Source organism: Capnocytophaga sp. oral taxon 323, from assembly GCF_001278825.1.
Taxonomy (GTDB): Bacteria; Bacteroidota; Bacteroidia; order Flavobacteriales; family Flavobacteriaceae; genus Capnocytophaga; species Capnocytophaga ochracea.
Genome location: NZ_CP012589.1, coordinates 2,357,681 through 2,381,908 on the forward strand (window position 1 = coordinate 2,357,681; position 24,228 = coordinate 2,381,908).

Genomic DNA, 24,228 nt, shown 5'->3' on the forward strand with positions numbered 1-24,228 from the left:
GGCAAAGTGTAGGGCTCATTGGATAAGCATTGAACTATATAGATTGGATAGACATTAAACGAAGATGAATTTGAGATAGAATACATAATATAAATAAGGTGATAAAAGTTTTTGTGTAAAAACTTCCAATTATCTGTGTAAAGGAGGTGAAAAAGAGTGAAAAAAGAGGGTGTTTTTTACCAAAATAGTGTCTTGGAAATGTTAAATTTTTGTATACAAAAAGTTAAAATATAGCTAAAAAATAGCGGGCTAAAAGGGTAGATTGTTTTTCTTTTTCACAGTTGTATGTAATTAATAATGTTGTAGTTGTGTAAGGTTTTTCCGTTGAAAGAGCAGGGTAGGGAAGGGGTAGAAGAGCAACTTTTGTTTTAACATTCGCAATAAAAGAGTTTTGCTGTTTCGAGAAAAATATATACTTTTGTGCATTAAAGTATAGTGATACTATTGTTTCAAAATAGCATATATAGCATTATGAGAAAGTTTTTTCTAACAATTGTTTTTATAGTAATGACGGTCTTCGGGCTTTCGGCTCAAACACCGCTGAACTTAAACAACTTTAATGTTTCCACAACACCAGGGCAATGTGCCTCAGATGGGAAGATTAAGGTAACACTTCCTACTACTATGGGGCCTGTAGGTACCAAGTTGCAGGTAAAACTCGATGTACCTGGTGACCCGAGTGGTCGTACGTGGCCTATGGAAATAGGAGTGACGGGTAAAAATGAACACGAGTTTACTACGCTTAAAGCGGGTACGTATACTGTTACAATGGTGAATGTAGCTAATAACCAGAAATCTACTTTACCTAAAGTGGTAACGGTTACTTCTTCGTACGTACCACCAACTTTTAAAAGTTTTAAATCGGTACCGCCGTCTTGTACAGGGAATGGTAATGACGGTAGCGTGGTTTTCAGTATACAGAAAGGAGCCAAAGGACCTTTTAAAGTACGCCTTACCAAAGGGGGTACTGAGCTGTATAATGCCACTCATAATGCTGTTGCGGGGCAAGACTTGGAAATCACTATTCAAGGGACTAATGCTAAACCGATTACTACGGGAGGTGGTTATGAGCTTACCGTAGAAGATACAATGAATGGAACTCCGAATTGTGGGGAAACCAATAAAACTACTTTTTCAGTAGCGGCTTCTTCATTGAATATTGACTGTATGGAGTTTGAACTCGACAATGAGAATTCAGGCATACGCGTAGGAGCTGATTGTAAGTTTAATTTTTCATTTCGTATAAAACGAAAAGACAATGTAGGTATACAACAAAGTTTAGAGAATGAAATTAAAGGGAAACCCGGCACTGCTGTTATAAAACACTATGACTCAGCAGGGCATTATATCAATAGTTATGATATTACCTCTTCTTATCGCACAGGGGCTCGCCCACAAAAATCCAGTGCTTATTCTTTTATTACCAATGATATAGCTGGAGTACATTTTCAAGAAGGAGATATTATTGAACTGATTATTAAGTTAGGGAAAACACCTATAGTTAAGAAGTTCAAACTTGATAAGGACTTAGTAGATGTTCTAAGAAACAAATTGAACTCTACGACCTCAAGAGATCCATTTATATATATGGACAGAGCAGGTTCGACAGCGATATTAGCAGTGAACCGTTCAGACCTAAACGCTGACCCTGCTAATCCTTGCCCCAGTGGTTCTTCAGCTAAGTATCTGTACGTAGAGGCTAATTGGAAAAAAATAGAATTGCCTAACCCAGATGATGCTTCTGATAAGATGTATTTTGGGTTCTACAACTGGCAGAACTTTACTCCAGCAGACTGGGTAAAAAATCCATCAGCACCAGGAGCCAAAGGATTTTACTTTGAAATATATAAATATATAGGTGCAAGCGACCCCAGTTGGAATCCTACCTATACACAGTCAGAAATAAGCGACCCTACTAAATGGAAACCTCTTATACCAGGAACTGACTATACTTGGATAAACAACAACGGTAGTTTGTATGCTGATTTAACTTTGCAAGCTGATGGCTACTATAAGGTGAAGTTTAAAACTGTAGGGATTACTCAGTGTTATGAGCCGGAGCGTATTGTGAATATGGCTCCTCTGCCTAATAAGATAGGTGAGCGTTTTGACGGGATAGAAATTAATAGAGGGATATTTAAAGGTACTGTATCTATACGCAAATGGGTAGCAGGAAACCAATTTAATTACCCTATCACTGTGACTGTTGATTATTTAGACGATGGACACAGTGGTACTACTCGTACTTTTGACTTCCAAACCGCTTTACCTTTTGAACCACTACACAAAGTAACGTATACTTTCCCTATGGTAAAAGAGGTGAGAAACCCTGATACCGCTAATGAAACGTATCGTTTTGAGTTTGGAGACCTTCCACCAGGTAGGTATAATATTACTATTAAAGACCGTTGTGGCAATGAAGCTACCAAAGAACTCAACTTAGACACCCCAATGCAGTATGACAAAGATGAGGTGAAAGTAGAGCAAGGATGTGTGGGAGCAGCGAAGATTTCGTATGAAATAGAGGCGGCTCCTGTAGGGACACTTCGTTATGCACAATATACTTTATTAAAAAAGACTGCTACAGGCTATGACCAAGTAGTAGGGAGAAGTAACGACCGTTCACACACCTTTAATAACTTATCAGCAGGAGAGTATCTGTTACAGTCTACTTATTTCTATTACGCACGTATAAAACAACTATGGAGTGTAGGAGAAGCTTCACAGAGAGAAGAACGCTTTACGGATCCAGCTGATTGTCTGAATTTGTATAGTGTAATCCCTTCTTCTGACACTCATAAACCTTCTGACCCAGTGAATGATGGTACAGGAGCTTTTCACGTCAGTCGTGTGTACTTAACCGTGAGCCCTACGGGAGAGCTCAAACGCGATGTGGTAGGTACTTCGTGTAGTGCGGCATCGGGAACAGGACTTATAGCGGTGAACGTTACCAATCCTGAGTATATCCGTTATCCATTACAATTCAGTATTAAAAATACCGTTACAGGAGTAGAAACTAAATCGCCAGTATTTGGAGCTACATCTACCGCTACGGGGTACGTATTTAAGAACGTACCAGACGGTACTTATGCTGTGACCACTTCTCACGCTTGTGGTGATTACCCTGATTCGGCTTTGGTAGCGGCAAATAACTATACTTCACCAGGAGTTACTTATGTAGCAAGAAGCACGAACCCTTGTAATGGTGATGTGGTAGACCTTACCTTTGGCGGTTCGGCGCAACTCTTCAATATAGAGTGGTTCCGTATAGAAGCTAATGCCACTGAAACTTTCTTGGGTAGTGAACAAACTATTAGTGATACGGTAACACGCAATACTCAGTATGTGGTGCGTTACAGTTTGAAAGACCTCGGGTTGTGTACTACTAACTCGGGCAGTCATACTATTACCGTAAACTTTGCTCCTGACGCCATACCTCCTGTGATTACAGGTTGCCCATCGCAAAATATTGAAGTAACTGCAGTAGCTAACCAGTGTTACGGAATAGCACATTGGGGAGTGGTAACGGCAACCGATAACTGCCGTATAGGCTCTTGGAGTCAGACTCACCAAAGTGGAGAGCGTTTCCCGATAGGAACGACTTCAGTAACCTATGTGTTTAAGGATACCTCAGGTAATGCAGCTACTTGTACCTTTAACGTGGTAGTAAAATCGCGTGCTGTAGATATGGAGGTTACCAATGATTTTGTAGATGGTACAGGAGCTCCTATCAACCGCGATTTATCACTTACTGAGAACTTCAACTATCGTATTACTTATAGAAATAAAGGAACCGCAGGGGTAGTATCGTCGACCTTGGAGGTTACTTTGCCTAATCACCCTAACATTACCATAGGTACTCCTGATGTTACGGGGGCTTCCCTTACTATCTTCAAGCCTACCTTTACTAAATCGGGTAATGTGATTACCTTTACACTGCCTAAGCAAACACTTACAGCAGGGGGTAATGTGCGTACCATACTTATTCCTATTTCATTAAAAGGAGAGTGTTCAGTAATCGGTAAGCCTTGTATGAATGTGTTGCAAGCTACTTACTCTTTAACTTACTCAGGAGGAATGGCAGCTTGTACTATTCCTGAACAAACTAGCACAGGCTCTAAAACTATTGCAATATCTACGCAAGAGTGTTCACGTACTGAGATTGCTTGTTCTGGCATAAATACACGACTTACTGCTATTGATGGTTTTACTGCTTATAATTGGTATAAGAACGGTACACAGATACCAAACCCGTTAAACCATAATTATATAGAGGTAAGCGACCCTGCTACTTATAGAGTAGATAAATTGATGAAATGTGGTAATGTAACCTACACTACCAGTGAAGAAATAAAATTCATATCCAGCAATAACCTACCAGACCCTATCAGACCTCAAGCTAACGGAGGTGATGTGTGTGCGGGTAACAACTTATGGGTAAGTCACTTTATATTGTGTAATCAACCTTCACGTAATATAGTGGTGAACTTCCGCGATAGCAATATAATGTGGCAAAAGCTAAAAGCAGGCTCTTCGCCATCAAGCTTGAACTGTCCGAACTTAGATGATAGCGCTTGGGAAGATGTACATAACAACAATACTTTTGTTGCCAACGCACAAGGTCATTTCCGCTTGCGTGTGTCAGACAAGGATAACAACTGTGAGAAATACTTCTATTTTGATGTATTTACCAATTCACTTTCAGGTGAAATAATAGACTTTGCCAATGTAACCAGCTATCAGCAAGGTTTCATTACTATACGTATGGCTACGGCAGGTCTTGCTTATAAATATGTGTTGAAAAACTCAGCAGGTAATGTAGTGAACCAAAACGGACAAGCTTTTGTGATTACTACTAATTCAGAATATCGAGTGCCTATAACCATAGCCCCTGATACTTATACTGTTGAGGTTACTTCAACTGCTTTGCCAAGCACTTGTAAGGCAACTTTTATACAAAGAATAGAAAAGCAAACTACACTTACTGCCAAAGTAACTCCTAAGGCTTGGAAGAACTGTAACTCACTTACTACTCGCTTTGAAGCCGATGGAGGTAAGAATCCTTATCAGTTTGCTATTTGGAGTATTGACGGCGTAGTACAAAACGGCTATACTGATTACTCCGATGTACCTGCTTCAGCTTTCATAGCTACTATACCTGCGGGTAGTAGCTTTGTAGAGCGTGATATACATATAGACCAACCTGGTAGATATGTGTTCATTGCCAAAGATGCTAACTCAGCTTATGCTCTTACTGCTCCTGTGGATATTTATCCAGAAGGACTCTTAGGCTATACAATCAAAACTCGCGATATCTTGTGTGGCTTTGCTAATAACTCAGGACAGGTGTCTATTACTTATAACACACAGCAAAACGTGAAGTCTACCCTTTACAAGTTAGACGACACAGGAGCACGAGTACAAAATATGGGTACCAACTCTACAGGTTTCTTTAATAACCTAGAAGCTGGTAAGTATGAAGTAGAAATAAAAATACAGTTATCTACTACTAATATATGTACTTATAGGAACCGCAATATTGTAATTAAAGATATAGAAAGCACTTTGCGTGCTTATGCAGGAGTGGCTGAGGATATCTCTTGTGATACTTCAAGTCCTACCAAAGAGTATATAGTACATATTAACAATGTGTCAGGAGGTACTGGTACAGGTTATGAGTTTAGTACTAATAATGTATCGTTTACTACCGTGCCTATTTTGCGTGTAGGTTCTACAGCAAGTGTGGTATATGTACGCGATAGTAATAAATGTACTCTTGAAATACCTATTACCATAAAACCAATAGTGCCTGCTACCGTAAGTGCTTCTACTGTTACTTATGACTGTGAGGGTAAAGGTACCTTTACGGTAACTACTAACCCAGCAGGTAACTACGAATACGACATTGTAAAAGACGATGGTACCCTCAGCGAAACACGTACTTCTAATGTCTTTACATTAGACCCAGGTATTTATAGTGTTTATGTGCGGTATACACCGAAGACAGCTACGGGTACAACTCCTAATGTGTTGTTTAAAGAAGACTTTGGTAAAGGTAAGAATATTTGCGACTCCGAGTCGGTATTTATTACTTGTAATGCCAACGGTACTACTTTGGGTGATAACCAGTATATGATTACACGCCAAGTGCCTACTACAGGAACTTACTGGGTATCTACACCACCGTCAGACGCTTCGGGAGTAACTGATGGTCGCTATTTAGCAATCAACGGAAGTAGCCCTGATAATGACAATGGTATTGTTTACAAGCGCACGATTAGAGACGTAGTAGCCGGTCAAGAAATGAGTGTATCAGTGAACTTGTTCAACTTATTACCTGTTACTTATATAGGTGGTACTAACCCTAACTTGGTAGTACGCTTGTACAATCCTGGTAACCCAGCACAATACGTTGAAAGGTCATTAGGTGAACTTCCTCGTACAGGAGCTTGGCTTAATAAGAAAGTAACCTTTGCAACTACTGATATAACTGCTAATGCTTATATATTTGAGATTAGAAATATAGCAGCTGCTTCTACTGTGGGTAGTGATTTAGCAGTGGACGATATTCTGATTACACAACCTACTAAGATATGCCAAGTGCGTGCAGAAGGTCTTTCAGTGAAGATTGACAATAACAAAGGCTTTAAAGCACGTGGTACTACCTACGATGAAAAATGTGGCAAGAATGATGGTTCTATCTTCTTAACAGTTGATAATCCACCTTCTACATTTGTAATAGAATATCAAATAGCGGGTACTACTACTTGGACGAGTGTTACCCTTACACAGCTTAACCCTGCTCAAGGGGTGGCTACTCTTACAGGAATCCCAGCAGTAAATAATGGTACGTTATTGGTGCGCAAAGCTAATGAACACAGTTGCCAAACAGCCTTTAACTATACTATTAACAAGCCTGTACCTTTAACAGTTACGGCTACAGTTACAGCTCCGGTGTCTTGCTTCAATACCTTTGCGACAGTACGCTTTACTGCCGAAGGAGGTGCAAGACCTTATAAAACATTCCGCTTTACTCCTATAACAGGTGCTACACCATCACAATCGAAATCGGCTGTAAATAACGAAGCTGACTTTAACTTACAGGTAGGTACTTATGTAATTGAAGTAGAGGATAACAATGGTTGTACAATGACGGCTACTCTTGATGTGCCAGCGCCTAAGCCATTGCAAATAGAAGTAGTAGACTTAGAACCTTGCTTTAAAGGTGGTGCTACAGGTCGTTTGCAAGTGAAGGTAATAAATGGCAATGGTAGCTATCAGTTTAGTAAAGACGGAGGCGCAACTTTTGAGTCCAGCGCTACAAACTTTATCATTTACGAAAACCTATCGGCTGGTGTTTATAACTTTGAAGTAAAAGATGGTGCCGACTGTCGTACAAGCACTTCTTATACTATAGATAACCCATTGCGTATGCAAGTGATCTCTAAAGCAGCTTTAACTTGTGTACCTAATAGCGAAGCTGAGTATGATATTACTTACTCTGGTGGTAAAGCAGGGGGTGCTCGTCAGTTCTTGTGGAGCAATTCACCTACTGCCAACTTTACAGTAGCAGCCCCTACAGGTATTGCTATTAGCCAGTCTGGTAATACTTATACTTTCAAAACTAAGATACCAGGTAATTACTACTTTAAGATACGTTACCAAATGACCAATGGTGACTACTGCGAAGTGATTTCGCCTAAACAAGAAATCAAGAAAGATGCTCCTGCTTTTGTAGTTACGCCTACTGTTGAAGGTATTAACTGCGCAGGCGTTAATTCAGGTAAGATACTCTTCAATAATGCCAACATTTCAGGAGGAGTAGCTCCTTATACTATAGAGTTTAATAATGGTCTTACCACCGTTACACGTCCAGTAGGAGATATTACAGGATTAGCAAAAGGAATCTATACTCTTACAATTGTAGATGCTTCAAACTGTAAATCCGACCCATTAGGTCTTACTGTTACCGAAGTACCTGCAATGGTAGTCTCTGTTACTCATACTGATCTTGAGTGCTCTACTACGGGTACTCAGAAAGCTCAGGCAAGTGCTTGGGTGAATAAAGGAGGTACTGCACCATTCACTGTTACTTTAAATAAGAACGGCGTGGTGAATGCTACTCGTACTAATGTAGCTACTGGTTCAAGAGAAACCTTTATGAACTTAGACATTGGTAACTACCAAATAGTGGTAGAAGATGCTAAGTCTTGTAAGTATACTTATGACTTTGTCGTAAAATCCGACGCTAATGGCTTAGACGCACGAGGTACAGCCACCATAGGTTGTGCTGCCAACTCCGGTGAAATAGCTATCTCAGTATACGATAAGTCAGGAGGAACTATTGGTGCTAACCAATACATCGCCGTATATCGTGAAGGTATTACTCCTCCTTATGGAGCCACTACCAGTGTACAAGAAACAACTAATAACCCTCTTGGTGGTACCGATACTTGGTTCCACGGTGGTGCTGTGGTACCTACTCTCTTGTCCGATAGTAGTGTTAAAAACGCCTCTACTTACACCTTTACAGGTGTTACACCAGGGGTAACCTATACCTTTATCGTGTACGATGCAAATAGCAAGTGTACCTTTATCAAGGAAGCTAATATACCTGTACCTACACAATCGCACTTGGAAGCTACTATCACAGGTGTTGCTTCTACTACTTGTGCCGATGCCAATGACGGTAAGGTGTTCGTTCGCTTGAAGAACTGGACAAATCCAAATGTTACCTATCAAGTATTCCGTTATACACCTACTTATCCGTCATTAGGAACTGCTGTAGCGAGTGGTCCTGTTACGCCACCATTAACAGCAACTCCAGCAGTGGGTCAAGATATAGTAATACCAAATGTTCCAGCAGGTAGATATTTTGTCCTCTTTACTGAGGGTGGTACTAACTGTACACAAGGTACTACCAACTTTACCATAGGTAAGTCAGCGTCTTTATTGACAATGACTGCTACGGTTACCCGTAAGGCAAACTGTCAAGCACCGCAACCACAAGGTCTCGGTAAGATAGTAGTAGATGCCACAGGAGGTACAGCCCCTTATCAGTATTACTATCACAATACAACCATATCAGCAGCACCTACCGGTACTGCCTTAGAGACTGCCCTCACTACTTCTACTGATAACGAATCAAAAGACGTAGAAGCAGGTGTTTGGAAAGTATTCGTCAGAGATACTTCTGGCTGTTTGAGAGAAAACACAGTTACCGTAACCGTCGATTCTCAACCTTCTGTTGCCTCAATTACTGTCGATGACGCTTGTAGCGATAATACCGATTATCCTATTAGAGTGAAATTTAACAGCATAGGTATTGGTCAACATCAATACAAGATAGACGGTATTGTGAACTGGCAAAACATAACAGTAGCTACTGAAACTGTTTTACCAATACGCTTAGCACCAAATCCAAATCCGTACACCATCTCATTTAAAGATGCTAATGGTTGCGAAACTAGTACTACATTTAGAGTACACGAGATGATTAAGTTTGATGCAAGTCACTTACCATTATTGCCTTGTGGTGCTACTAATACAGTAACTATCAATGTAACTAATATCACAGGTGGTTCAGGTACTTATAAGTTTAGTCTCTACCGTGTGATTAACAAAGGTACTGCCAACGAACGTGCTGTACCAGTGGTTACAGGGGCTAATGTTACAGGTAATGCACACGGTGTAATAACCAATGGTGGTATAGGTAGCTACCTCATCAATATCTATGATGCAGCTACTTGGGGTACTCCTGCCGAATGTGCTAAGTCGTTAGACTTCGTAGTAAGACCTCCTGAAATACCTAGACTCGAAGTTCTTTCGGTTACTACACCTACTTGTTATGCCGAAACTGCTACCGTACGTATAAAAGCAAACCCTGTTGATGGTATTCCATATACCTTCACAATCACCGATAATGCAGGGGTAGCAGTACCAGGTGTTACTCAGGTTCTAAATGGTAATTATGTAACCTTTAATAACGTACCATCAGGTGCAGCCATCTTAGGTGGTGCTACCTACCGTATTACAGCTGTAAGTGCACAAGTTTGTTCATCAACCATTGAAGTAACGGTTACCTCTCCTGATGTAATCTCAACTACCAATGCCCTTAGCAAAAAAGAGTACACTTGCGATGCTGATACAGGTGAAGTTACTAATCCACAATTGCATTTCGATTTGAATAATGTAACAGGTGGTACTGAGTCTTATACACGTATTGAATACCGAGAGCTTGCCTCAGGTACCTTGCTCTATCAACAGCAAGTAACTCCGGGAGTAACCTCTTATAGCTACACCTTACCAAACTATTTAACTACCGCTAATAGTTATTATGCACAGGTGTACGATACCAATGGTTGTAGTGCAACTACTACCGCAGTGACTATTTCACCTACACTTATGATGAGCGGTCTTACCGCTACTCAGTTACAAGCGAAGACTTGTAATGTAGATGAAAACATCTCTGTAACCCTCAGCACTACCACCGTATACAGTGGCGAACCTATCGAGTACTCAGTGAGCAAAGTAGGTTGGGGTACTATTACCGTAATACCTCCAGTAACGCTTAACTCACTTACTTATACACTCACCCTTACCGAACCTTACGCTTATGTGATAAGAGCTAAGAATATGATTACGGGTTGTGAGGTAAGTACCAACTATACCGTGCTCGATCCTAACACCTTATTGTTAGAAGCTAAGAACCCACAAAGGGTAACTTGCTACGGCGGTACAGGCTCTATTACCTTAGAACTTACCGATACCCGTCTTTCTGACGGCGACCAAGTGGCTAACGGATTTAGCTATACAATCTATCCGTTGCCAGTAGGTACTCCTATTACAGGTAACTCTACAGGTGCTACCATAGCACACGCAGGCTTGCCAGCAAGCAAGTACAGGGTAGAAGCTATCTCCGCTATTTCAGGTTGTAAAGCCGGAACTACCTTCGAGATAGTACAAGCCGAAGCTCCTATAACTGCTTTTGCTAAGGAAACGCACAGCGTAACTTGCGATAACAACCTTGGTGAGATACTTGTAACCGTATCAGGTGGTTGGGCTCCTTATACTGTCAATATCCAAGGCGGTGCTATTACAGGTCGGAAAATTATAGCTCTCAATGGCGATAGTGCCTTGTTCACAGGCTTAGTATCTACGGGTACTCCTGGTGGTGTAGTAACCTATACCGTTACCGTTACCGATGCGTGGGGCTGTTCAGTAGTTTCTGGTACTACTCAAGTAGGCTTGAAATCACCCGACCCAATTACCGCTACTGTCTCTGTAACTCGTGATGTTACCTGTCAAGGTGACCACGATGGTGAGATTACTATCGACCCAGCAAGCGTTAGAGGTGGCTCAGGTAGTTATGTTTATACTATTGTAGATTCCAATTTAAATGCTTTCACTCAATCGGGAACTACCTTTAGCAACTTGCTCCCTGGTATGTACACCGTTGAAATTTGGGATACTTGGGGTTGTAACCTCATCGTTCGACAATTGGAAGTAAAAGAACCTAAGCCTATCGTAGTGAATGTAACCGATTCTAACTTGCTCGTATGCCACAAAGGTAACGACGCTTGGATAGAGTTCACCGTTGATGGCGGTCGTCCTAACTACGACATCGCTATAATGAAACAAGGCTCTAACGTTCCTGCACATACCGATTATGCTACCTCATCAGCAACCGTAATCCGCGCTTCTAACTTAACCGAAGGCGATTACGAGATTGTGGTAACCGATAGCGTAAGCAGTACAACCAACGGCTGTGTGATGTCGCCTACTTATAAGTTCAGCGTTTACTCAGCTCCTGACCTCGACCCGACTACCGAGCAAGGCTTCAGTTGTGATAATAACGAGTTTACAACCTGGATAGAAGTACGCTTCAAAGACGAAGTAGATTTCAATAAGATAACCTACAAACTCAACGGAGCTACTACACCACAAACCTTCTCGCGTAACAACGGTGTGAATGTCGGCTATATCGACCAGAACAGGTTTAATATGAGTATAGCAACACAAACCTTAGAAATCGTCTATACCGATGTCCATTCAGTTACTGGAGCTGTTAAGCAATGTACTCAAATGGCTACCAAATCAGTAACTGTGGTAGAGTATCGCCAGTTGAACAATATTGTGAAATCACCTACTACCGTTATCAATACACTACAAGTAGAAGGTGTAAACGGTGTGAAACCTTATCGTTATGAGTTCAATGGCGAAGACTACGATACCAATAATGTCTACGAATTGAGAATGAACGACCGTGAGTACACCGATCCAGTAAGCGGTAAGAAACTCAAAATAGTAGATGTAGTAGTACACGATGCAGCAGGCTGTACGTTCTCCAAAACGTTCTATGAAGAATACTTCGATGTATTCATACCGAACTTCTTTACTCCTGACGGCGATGGCAACTACGATACGTGGGCACCACGCAGGGTAGATAAGTATCCGTTCATCCGTACTACTATTTACGACCGCTATGGTCGTCGCCTCAAAACGCTTAGAGCAGGCGAAGAATGGGACGGTAAGTACGACGGTAGAGATATGCCAACAGGCGACTATTGGTACCTCGTAGAACTTAGCGACGAACACGATACTCGTACCTTCAACGGTAACTTTACACTATATCGTTAAGATTTGTTTGCTTCATAGGTTATACATTAATTAATATTTATTTCAAAAGGGCTATCCGCTAAGGGTAGCCCTTTTTCATTTCTTAAAAATTTTATTGCTATCCCAACTGTAATAGTCATTGTATTTTCCTTTACTTTATTTATTACCTTTTGCCTTTTATTTTTATCTTATACACTCCTCATTTGCTAATTTCCTCATTCTCTCATTTCCTCACTTCTGGTATTATTGGCTTTTTCAGGTGTTATCAGTTTTATCCCCTATCTTATGCATCATAATTAACGTCAGTTACAATTTATTCATTACTGTTCCGTGAAATCTGTGCGAGACTTCCAGGCTTGCTACCTATTTGTTTGATTATTTTAAGATTTGTAAGATTTCTGTAGCGTAAGCTACACTTTTTTTTACACCAATCTCACATTAACTTAAAACACTATAAACTCAATTAATGTTCGATTATAATTTAATTAATCGTTATTGTAGAGCCACTGTAGAGCCACTGTAGAGCCACTGTAGAGCCACTGTAGAGCCACTGTAGAGCCACTGTAGAGCCACTGTAGAGCCACTGTAGAGCCACTGTAGAGCCACTGTAGAGCCACTGTAGAGCCACTGTAGAGCCACTGTAGAGCCACTGTAGAGCCACTGTAGAGCCACTGTAGAGCCACTGTAGAGCCACTGTAGAGCCACTGTAGAGCCACTGTAGAGCCACTGTAGAGCCACTGTAGAGCCACTGTAGAGCCACTGTAGAGCCACTGTAGAGCCACTGTAGAGCCACTGTAGAATCACTATAAAACCATTGTAGTTCCGTGCACATCACATTTGTCAATTGTCAATTATCAATTGTCAATTGAAAGACTTTCTGGGTAGCTTTCTACCTATTTGTTTGATTTTCTTTAAGGAAAACCTCGTACGTTTAACCCATACTTCTCTTATTAAACAATAATTTTACTCTAATAAAATTCTTATAAAGTTACTTGATTATCAGATGTTTAAATATAAAATGTTACAAATAACACAAAATAGTAGATAATATTATCTCTAAAAGTTTGTTTTGTATTGTAAAAATACCTATTTTTGTAGCGAAATTTAATTAAATGTATTTAGCAATGAAAACTAGACTAATGATGTTAGCTTTAGCAGTGTTGACTTCAGCAACCCTGTTCAGCTGCAAAAAAGACGATAAAGAGGGAGACTCTAATATCATATTAGAGAAAACGGCTGTCACCCTTAACTTAGGAGGGCAAACAACCGTGAAAGTAACTGCCCCCGACGGTATCAAAAAGCCCGAATCTGAAGATGTAGACGTGGCTATCGCCAATATGGGAAGAGATATTAATGTTATTATTTCTAGCAAAAAAGTAGGCGGTAAAGTAGGCGAAACCCGTGTGAAAATAGAAAGTAAAAACGGTGATGGAGTTGCCTATATCAATGTAACTGTAAAAGACGAAATGAAAACAGATAGAGGTATAGCCGTTTTGGGTAAAACCGTATTTGTTGATAGAGACCAAGAAGTAGAAGTTACCAATTTGCTCAAAAAATACAATGGTACTATAGATAAGGTAAATATAAAATCTACTTCCACTGCTTTGGCACAAGTACGCAAAGATGGAAATAGATTCTTTGTAACAGGAATAGGCGAGGGACTAACTGGTGAAGTATACTTTGAAGATACCGCAGGTGAGAAAAACGATAAAGGTGAATTTCCTCAAGGAAGTTTTATCGTGCACGTACGAGCTCCTTTCCTTGCAGTACAAAGCGGTGAAGTAGGAGTTGGGCAAACCAAACGTATTGATTTAGCCAATATCTATAACAATGCCTTTACTTTCGAAGGTGTAAATAATGATATTGCCACTGTTGAGTATGCAAAAGAATTAGACGGTGTAGGAAAAGAACTTTCTAATGGTAATTTTACAGGTATAAAAGTAACAGGTAAAAAAGAGGGTACTTTTACATTTAAACTCACTAATAGCGATGGTGATAACGGCAAAGGTCGTGAACTTAGCCTAACCATTACAGTAAGCAAAGTAGATACCTCTAACTTTATTATCGAAGGAGATGTACTTAAAGGTGTGAAAGCTGGAGTAACACTTACAGGAGCAGTTATTATCCCTGCAAATGTGAAGAAAATAGCTGCAGAAGCCTTTAAAGATCAAAGCGTGATGGAAAGTATCAACTTAAATAATGTAGAAGAAATAGAATTAAACGCATTTCAAAGAACTTTCAATTTACGTAGAGTAGAAATGTCTAATGTGAAAATTATAGGACAACGAGCTTTCGATCAAAATACACAATTAAAAGAAGTAGACCTTCCTGCTACTTTACAAAAAATAGGAAGAGCTGCTTTTTCAGGTACAAGCCTTGTAAAAGTAACTTGTAGAGCTACAACTCCTCCTGCTGTTGATAGTAGTTTTGGAGGTATAAGAACTGCTCAAAACTTAGTACTATATGTGCCAGCTTCAAGTATACAAGCCTATAAAACAGTTTGGAGTGGTGAATTAACCTCTAATTTCAGAGGTTTGCAAAATAATGGTTATACACCATTTCCTATCCCATAAGAATTAAATATTTAAAATAATAATTATAAAACCCGTTATAAGCTATACTTATAACGGTTTTTTTATGTGCAATCTTTCAAGCACTCCAATTCTAAAATCAATTGTCCGTCGTGCTACTACTTTTTCTGAGGCATAGTTTCACTCTTTAGCCCAAATTCGCCTCAAATTGTATTTGCCTAATTAAAGTGCCTGCCGAGCTACGGTCGGCCGGCTCAAATAAAAAGAGGCTTCTAACCCCTTAGAAGCCTCTTGAATTTAATAATAAAAAAGAAAACTTAAAAATAAAAATTATGAAAAAAACTTTTTGTTTACAATTACATTCTTGTTTTTATACACAACTTGTAGTTCGTTTATTTCTTTGTTGTTGGTTATGAAAAAGTCTCTTATCTTTTTTGATGGCACAAAGATACGTTAAAAAATGTAACTACCAAAAAATATTCAAAAAAATATGCAAAAAAATATAACTATTGTCGCTGAAATTCTTATTTTACTGTTAATAATTACACACTAAATCTTTAAAAACACTGCGTTCTATCTGTTAAAAAACCGTTTTTAACAGATAAAACGCAAAGAAAATGTTAAAATCCCGAGAATAACGCAATGAATGTTAAAATTTTATTTTTGTCCTTTTAAGACAATATTATCTTCTTTAAAATGCTCAAAATCCTTATAAAAAAGCTATTGTGTTACCCTTTCCTTTATTCATTTTAGAACGATAAAAGGATTCAAGCATCTTCTTAATGTTAAAATGAAGGTCTTAAATATTTGTTAATGTAAAAGGAATGTTAAAAGCAAAAACTACCTTATTCCTAAGGTATAGTATTTGTATAACAAACAAAAAAGATATAATACACTTTTATTATCCAAATACTTTTCGTACCTTTGCCCTCTCAAATTAAATCATTATGAGTATAACAACAAACAAAACCATTGGCGAAATCGTAGCCGACGATTTTCGCACTGCCGCTATATTTAAAAAACACGGTATTGATTTTTGCTGTAAAGGTGGTCGTACTATCGACGAAGCCTGTGAGAAAAAAGGAGTAGAGAAAAACGCGCTTATTAGCGAGTTAGAAGCGCTCCCCAAAGGCAATAGCAACGAGGTCGATGTACGCGATTGGCCTCTCGACTTGCTTGCTAACTATATTGTGCGCATTCATCACCAATACGTGCGCGACAAAACCCCTATGCTTTTGCAGTTTCTCGATAAGCTATGTCGTGTGCACGGCGAGCGTCACCCTGAGCTCTTTGAAATCAATCGTATTTTTAATGAGAGTGCTCGTGACCTCGAGTCGCATTTTAAAAAAGAAGAAGGAGTGCTTTTCCCTTTTATCGAAAGCCTCGTAAAAGCACAACAATCAGGGCAACCTCTTGGCGATATACCTTTCGGTACGGTAGAGAACCCTATCGCAATGATGATGCACGAACACAGTGCAGAAGGTGAGCGTTTCGAGGAAATAGTAAAACTTACCAATAACTATACGCCTCCTGCCGACGCTTGTAATACTTACAAGGTAACCTATCAAATGTTGCAAGAGTTTGAAACTGACTTAAATCGTCATATTCACCTCGAAAACAATATTCTTTTCCCTAAAGCTATTGCTTTGGAAAAGCAACTTCGTCAAGCGTAGTTTATTATTAGGATTATCAAAAAAAAAGAGTTCGGTAACAATACCGAACTCTTTTTTATTTTAGTTTTAAGTATTTTCCTGTGTAGCTCTTTTTGTTTTTAGCGATTTCTTCGGGCGTGCCTGTCGCTATGAGCTTACCTCCCTTAGCACCGCCTTCTAAGCCTAAATCTATCACGTAGTCAGCCGATTTTATCATCTCTACATTGTGCTCTATAATAATTACCGAATGCCCTTTTTCTATAAGAGCTTGTAGCGAGTCTAAGAGCTTGCGAATGTCGTGAAAGTGTAAGCCGGTAGTAGGCTCATCGAAGATGAAAAGCACCTTTTCTTTACTGTCCGATTTCGATAGAAACGACGCTAATTTTATCCGTTGGGCTTCCCCACCCGATAGGGTAGAGGAGGACTGCCCCAGTGTTACATACCCCAAACCTACATCTTGCAAAGGTTTGAGTTTTTCAGCTATTTTGGTTTGTTTGTGCTTTTGAAAGAAGGCTACGGCATCGTCAATAGTAGTGTTTAGCAGGTCATCTATGTTTTTGCCTTCGTACATCACTTCAAGCACTTCTTTTTTGAAGCGTTTGCCTCCACAAGCCTCACAAGTGAGGTGCACATCAGCCATAAATTGCATTTCTATGGTTACTTCACCCTCTCCTTTACATACTTCACAACGACCCCCATCAACGTTGAATGAGAAGTGTTTGGATTGGAAATTGCGCATCTTTGCCAACTTCTGACTTGCAAAGAGGGCGCGAATATCGTCATAAGCTTTGATATAGGTAATAGGATTTGAACGGGTGGATTTGCCAATAGGGTTTTGGTCTACAAACTCCACACTTTGCAAGTGCTTGTATTTGCCCTCTATCTTCGTAAACTGACCGATTTTCTCTCCGCCTAAATCCAATTCTTTTTGAATAGCAGGATAGAGTAGCTTTTTCACCAAAGTCGATTTTCCACTACCCGATACCCCTGTAACTACCGTGAGCATATCCAAAGGGAAGGTAACATCTATATTTTTAAGGTTGTTCTCGCGACAGCCTACCAAAGTGATGTAGTGAGGCGAAGTGCGTCGCTTTTGGGGTACTTCAATTGTTAAGCGCCCACTGAGGTATTTCCCCGTAAGGGTGTTGGCTTTTAGAAGTTCCTCATAAGTGCCTGTCGCTACTACTTCGCCACCGTGCGTGCCCGCTTTAGGACCTATATCGATGATGTAGTCGGCAGCTTTCATAATATCCTCGTCGTGCTCCACCACAATCACCGTATTGCCTAAGTCGCGCAAGGATTTTAGTACGCTTATCAGTCGTTCGGTATCGCGCGGGTGCAAACCGATACTGGGCTCATCGAGTATGTACATAGAGCCTACCAAACTACTGCCCAACGAGGTCGCTAAGTTAATGCGCTGGCTTTCCCCTCCTGAGAGCGTGTTCGATTTTCGGTTGAGTGTTAAGTAACCTAAGCCAACATCGGTGAGGAATTGCAGGCGGTTGTTAATTTCTAAAAGCAATCGTTTGGCTACCTCTTGCTCATAGTCGGTGAGTTTGAGTTCTTTGAAAAAGATTTGTAGTTCTTCAATAGGCAATTCTACCAAGTCCGAAATGCTTTTGCCTGCTATTTTCACGTAGTTAGCCTCTTTGCGCAAACGCTTGCCGTGGCATTCGTGACAACGCGTTTTTCCGCGATAGCGCGCCAAGAGCACTCGGTTTTGTATTTTATAACTTTTCTCTTCTAACTCTTTGAAAAAATCGGTGAGTCCTGTGAAATACTTGTTGCCGTCCCAAACCAATTGTTTCTGCTTATCAGTGAGCTCAAACCAAGGCTTGTGTATCGGGAAATCGAACTTATAGGCGTTATTCACCAATTGGTCACGAAACCAACTCATCGTCTCGCCGCGCCAAGGATAGATAGCATTCTCGTAGACCGAAAGACCTGTGTTAGGTACGATAAGATCTTCATCAAGTCCGATAGTATCACCATAACCATCGCATTTTGGGCAAGCCCCATAAGGGTTGTTAAAGCTGAACAAGTGTACGTTAGGCTCTAAAAAAGTGATACCGTCCAACTCAAACCGATTGCTGAAATGCGTTTGTACCACTCCGTCCATTTCTTGAATGTAGCATTCACCCTTCCCTTCAAAGAAAGCCGTGTCTACGGCATCGGCAAGGCGGTGCTGAAAGTCTTCGTCGTGACGCACAATCACCCTATCTATTACCAATTGGAAATTGTCGAGATTCTTAGGCAAATTGTCTTCCTCAAGACGAATGATTTCTTCTTTGTATAGAATGCGTGCATAGCCCTGTTGTAATAGGAGTTTGAGCACTTGCTCTACGGTACGGTCTTTGGGGATACTCACAGGGGCTAAAAGCAACAGTTTTGTGCCTTCTGGATAGCGCATCACCGCATCAACCACATCGGTAACGGTATGTTTTTTCACCTCTTGTCCCGAAATTGGCGAATACGTCTTCCCGATACGAGCAAAGAGCAGTTTCAAGTAGTCGTACACCTCGGTAGAAGTGCCCACAGTAGAACGTGGGTTCGAGGTGTTTACTTTCTGCTGAATAGCAATGGCAGGGGCAATCCCTATGATATTGTCTACTTTGGGCTTGTCTAACTTACCCAAAAACTGACGCGCGTACGACGATAGGCTCTCCACATAACGGCGCTGTCCTTCGGCGTAAAGCGTGTCAAACGCCAATGATGATTTACCCGAGCCCGAAAGTCCTGTAATCACCACTAACTTATTACGAGGAATTCCTACAGTTATATTTTTAAGGTTGTGCAATTTCGCACCCTTTATAAGTATCTCTTTGGTTTTCATTTTTATCTATTAGGGGGGCAAAGGTACGAAATAATTAACAAATAGGCTAATTGGGAAAAATCTTATTATAGCAACCGCAATTTCGTGCGGTTAACCTAAGTTGTTAGTTATTTTGCGCTCGACAAGTCTAACCTGTAAAACGAGAGATATTAGCAGATAAGAGCACTAAAAACTCAATCAGTATTCAGTTAGTATTCAGTTAATCTTTGGTTAGTCTCCGTTGTAGAGCCACTGTAGAGCCACTGTAGAGCCACTGTAGCCCCACTCTTCGTCCATCTATCCTATAAGCTTTATATAGTCCTCTCCCAAATTAACCATTCACCATTAATCATTAACTATTAGCTAATTTCCAAATTATCCGCCTGCCTGTCGTGCTATAACCTCGCACCTTTGGCATATAAATTGCATATAATAAACTAAAAACAAACATATGAAACAGTACATTTTATTATTCTCATTGGTCTCTACAATGGCAATAGCACAAACCCAAACGCCTTCAGTGCAAGTGGTGGGTGAAGGCATTGTATATGTTACCCCCGATGTCGTAAACATCTCCATCAGTATAGAAAGAGAAGGACTTGACCTTAAAAATTTGAGACAAAAAAACAGTGAAGAAGTAGCCAAAGTTTTGGAGACTTTGAGTAAAGAACTGCCAAAGGAAAACTTCCAAACCAGCTATGTTTCACTTTATAAAGACGATTATAACAAGATTAATAAATATCGCGTTTTACAAAATATTACTATCAAATTAGAAGATATTAGCAAATACGATAGTTTAATGAACGCTATTTTCGATGCAGGCGTAAACCGTATCAATAGTGTAAGTTTCGATGTGAAGAATAAAGAAAAGCATTTGCAAGACGCTCGTGTAGCTGCCATTGAAGATGCTCGTAAAAAAGCACTGCTCTATGCGGTAAGTTTAGACCAAAATATAGGCAAAGCCATTGCTGTTAAAGAACTCTCATCAAACTTTAACGATGTACAACCTACTTTCAGATCCAGTAAAATGAGCTTAGGTAGTAGCGGAGCGGAAGCTAACGACGACACCTTAGCAATAGGCAAAATAGCGGTAGAAGCACAAATAAATGTAGCTTTTGAATTACTCAATAAATAGATATTTCTATGAATACACAAGAAATCATCGCTTATATATTAGTTGTTATAGCAGTGGGCTATCTCGTAAAAGCACTTTTTTTTAAAAAGAAAAAGAAAAGTTGTGGAGGAGGAACTGATTGTAAGTGTGGATAAAAATAACGAGATTTTTCTCGGCATTGTAATATATTTTTAAATTGCGCAGCCCCCTTTTTGGGGGCTTTTTTTATCTTTTATTCTTTTGTTTTTATCTTTTTTCTATTTGTTATAGGCTATTTTTCTTTTTATTACTTTCTTAGAGCTTCTTTTTAGCCTTTGATTATGAATATCTTAAAACTCATTAGACGATTTTAAACCTTTTATAGACGATTTTAAACCTCCTTTTTTTCAACTATTTTGTACTTTTGAACCATCAAAACCATACGAAAACAAACGAACAAACAACCATTGTATGAAAAGAAATCTATTTTTATCAGTTCTGTTGTTCTTATTAGTGAGTTGGAGCTATGCGCAACAACGCACTATCCGTGGAACTGTCAGCGATGCTACTACCAAAGAGCCCCTAATGAGTGCTTCGGTAGTAATTAAAGGAACTAGTAAGGGTGTCAGTACCGATATGAGCGGTAAGTATACCATAGAGGTATCGGTAGGGCAAACCTTAGAAGTCTCATTTATGGGTTATGTAACTCAAAATGTAAAAGTAACCGCCAATACACCTTCACCTTTGAATATTGCTCTTGCCGAAGAGCAAAGAAAGTTAGACGAAGTAGTGGTCGTAGGTTATGGCGTTACCAAAGTACGTGATTTAGCAGGTGCTATTACCTCCATCAAGACCAATGATGTAAAAGCAGGGGTGGTAGCCGATATGTCACAGATGTTAAAGGGTCGTGCCTCAGGAGTACAAGTGCGCCAAAACTCACTCGAGCCTGGTGGTAATGTATCTATCCGTGTACGTGGCGCTTCTTCAGTAAGTGCCGATAACGAACCACTTTATGTAATCGATGGATTCCAAACAGATAATATGTCGCAAATCAGTATAGACGACATCGAATCAATCGAAATCTTAAAAGATGCCTCTACTACTGCTATTTACGGAGCTCGTGGTGCTAATGGGGTTATCCTTATTACTACTAAAAAAGGTAAAGAAGGTAGCTTCAATGTAGAGTACTCTAACCAAACTTCTTATAAGAATATGTATAATCCTTGGGATTTGCTCGATGCTGGAGAAACCATAGCACTTACCCGTCGCTTATATGAACAAACCCAAGACGCCGCTTATGGCAAATGGACAGCTCAACAAGCTACCTATCGCGGTAAAGGTACCGATTGGCTCAAAGAAACCACTCACGATGCTTTTACTGTATTGCATCAACTTTCTGTATCAGGAGGTACTGACCGCTTATCTGCTTTTATGTCAGGTAACTACCTTACCGAGCCTGGTATTCTGCTCAATACCGATTATAATCGTTATGGAGGACGTATCAATTTGCAGTACAAGATAAGTCCGAAAGTAAGAGCGGGTGCTAATATGAGTTTTTCCAAATCTAAAAAGAAATTCTTAGATATGGGTACAGTCTCTTCTGATAAAAACATTATGTATCGTATCTTTAATTTGGAACCTTGGAAAAATAAAGAAGGTTTCGATGTATTTGGAACTAAAGACCGTCGTCCTGCTGTGTTCGAAGAAATGAGCGGAGCACAACTCTATCGCCATTTTAATACAATGTATGCAACCGCTTATGCCGATATTGATTTGTTGCCTTCACTTACTATCAATGGTCGTTATACCTATGCTTATGACCATTTAAAAACTGAAAAGTATTATGACCGTTCTACTTCTATAGGTCAGTCTTACAAAGGGCAAGCATTCCTCAGTCACGAAGAAAACGTAAAACACCAAATAGAAGGTGTGGCTACTTATCACCCTAAAATGGAAGGTAAACACGATGTAAAAGTAACCGCAGGTACTTCCTATATTTATCAAAGAGGTAAAGGAGATGAAGTGCAAGCCTATGGTTTTGCTTCCGATGTATTCTCTTTCAAAAATATTGGAGCTGCCCAACATTTAGATTGGATAGGTTCAGGTGAATCCTCAATCAAAAAAGCTTCTGTTTTCGGTCGTGCCGAATACATCTTCAATAACCGTTATATTATCAACGCTTCAGTTCGTGCCGATGGTTCATCAGTGTTTGGTGCTGACTATCGTTGGGGTATATTTCCTGCGGGGTCTATCGCTTGGCACTTAGGTGAAGAAGAGTTTATGAAATTTGCTAAACCTCTTTTCTCTCGTATTAAATTGCGCACTAGCTATGGACTTAGTGGTAACGATGGTATCCGCTTTGGTTTGTCACAATACCAATACTCTGTACGCGATGTGTATATTGGTAATGACGTGAACTCTAAAGGTATGTATCCTTCTAATCCCTACAATCCAAAACTCCGCTGGGAAACCACTGCACAATGGAATGCCGGTATCGATTTAGTGGTTGGTAGAGTAGAAGCCAGCTTCGATTATTATATTAAACGCACTCACGACTTGTTAAACCCTGACCCTATTCACCCTTCAGGAGGTTTCCCTAACTATGTGAATGACGGTCGCCGTTTTGAGTATACCGCAATGATGGTAAACGATGGTGAGATCGAAAACCGAGGCTTTGAAGTGGCTATCAAATCTACCAATATCAATAAAAACGATTTTGTGTGGACTACAGCATTTAACTTCTCTCATAACCGCAGTGAGGTATTGAAACTCAACGATGGAAAACCACGTTTTCAGTATATACGTCCTCACGGTTCTTATGACGAAAAAGAATATATGATGCTCAAAGAAGGAGAACCTCTCAGTGCTATTTATGGTTATGAGTTCGATGGTATCCTTCAAGAAGGTGAAACTTATGCACCACAGCCTAACTCAGCACCCGGTGACCCTAAGTTTAAAGACCTCAATGGTGATGGTAAAATAGACGAAAAAGACCGTACTGTATTGGGTACTGGTATCCCTAAAACTATCATAGGTCTTAACAATAGTTTTACCTATAAAGGTTTTGACTTCTCTTTCTTCTTTGAAGCCTCATTAGGAGCCAAGATGCTTAACTTAACTCGTATTTATTTGGAAGATAATAATCGTCTTTCAGATTCAGCTGACCGTTGGACAAAAGCGCACGCTTCTAACAGTGTGCCTCGTAATGGTTATCAAAAAACAGCTAAATTGCAATACGGCTCTTATGTGAACTCTCGTTTTGTAGAAGATGCCGATTTCGTAAAATTGCGCAATGTTGAGTTAGGATATACCTTCACAGGCAGTCAATGGAATATGAAAACTCTTAAAACAATGCGTGTGTTTGTAGGAGGTCAAAATTTGCTTACCTTCACTAAATACCAAGGTTTCGACCCCGATATCAGTACCAATGGTAGTAGTGCTATTGCACAAGGTTTGGATTTAAACTCTTATCCTGCTTACAGAACCATTAACTTTGGAGTGAAATTAACTTTTTAACGCAAA

The 24,228-nt window shown here is 39.9% G+C and carries 8 protein-coding genes; 6 read left to right on the plus strand and 2 right to left on the minus strand.

The genetic code is table 11. The features are described 5' to 3' along the window. Nucleotides 1-471 precede the first annotated feature (471 nt). The gene (locus AM608_RS10315) at nucleotides 472-12,639 is read left to right on the plus strand and encodes a T9SS type B sorting domain-containing protein (RefSeq protein WP_053581684.1); all 12,168 of its coding nucleotides are present in this window, start codon (nucleotides 472-474) and stop codon (nucleotides 12,637-12,639) included. A gap of 460 nt (nucleotides 12,640-13,099) precedes the next feature. Here the strand turns inward: AM608_RS10315 and AM608_RS10320 are convergent, their stop codons facing one another. Further along, entirely contained in the window at nucleotides 13,100-13,450 is a 351-nt protein-coding gene (locus AM608_RS10320; RefSeq protein ID WP_172672754.1) for a hypothetical protein, read from the minus strand. 280 nt (nucleotides 13,451-13,730) lie between these two features. On the opposite strand from AM608_RS10320, the gene AM608_RS10325 reads away from it, so the two are divergent. Next, nucleotides 13,731-15,191 carry a leucine-rich repeat domain-containing protein gene (locus tag AM608_RS10325; protein ID WP_053581685.1) on the plus strand — a complete coding sequence of 487 codons (1,461 nt, stop codon included), beginning with the start codon at nucleotides 13,731-13,733 and terminating at the stop codon, nucleotides 15,189-15,191. A 905-nt stretch (nucleotides 15,192-16,096) separates the two neighbouring features. After that, nucleotides 16,097-16,822 (plus strand): iron-sulfur cluster repair di-iron protein, encoded by a 726-nt coding sequence (ric, locus tag AM608_RS10330; protein WP_016479719.1) that lies wholly within the window; start codon nucleotides 16,097-16,099, stop codon nucleotides 16,820-16,822. A 55-nt stretch (nucleotides 16,823-16,877) separates the two neighbouring features. On the opposite strand, the gene uvrA is transcribed toward ric, so the two are convergent. After that, on the minus strand, nucleotides 16,878-19,634 hold the full coding sequence (uvrA, locus tag AM608_RS10335; RefSeq protein ID WP_053581686.1) for an excinuclease ABC subunit UvrA: 2,757 nt from the start codon (nucleotides 19,632-19,634) through the stop codon (nucleotides 16,878-16,880). 430 nt (nucleotides 19,635-20,064) lie between these two features. On the opposite strand from uvrA, the gene AM608_RS10340 reads away from it, so the two are divergent. From AM608_RS10340 to AM608_RS10345, 3 genes are all read left to right on the plus strand, one after another. Further along, nucleotides 20,065-20,748, plus strand: a complete 684-nt coding sequence (locus AM608_RS10340) for an SIMPL domain-containing protein (RefSeq protein WP_048748129.1) — start codon at nucleotides 20,065-20,067, stop codon at nucleotides 20,746-20,748. A gap of 8 nt (nucleotides 20,749-20,756) precedes the next feature. Continuing rightward, nucleotides 20,757-20,882 (plus strand): FeoB-associated Cys-rich membrane protein, encoded by a 126-nt coding sequence (locus AM608_RS12190; protein WP_157466337.1) that lies wholly within the window; start codon nucleotides 20,757-20,759, stop codon nucleotides 20,880-20,882. Between the two features lie 295 nt (nucleotides 20,883-21,177). Next, nucleotides 21,178-24,222 (plus strand): TonB-dependent receptor, encoded by a 3,045-nt coding sequence (locus tag AM608_RS10345; RefSeq protein WP_053581687.1) that lies wholly within the window; start codon nucleotides 21,178-21,180, stop codon nucleotides 24,220-24,222. The last annotated feature ends 6 nt before the right edge of the window (nucleotides 24,223-24,228 follow it).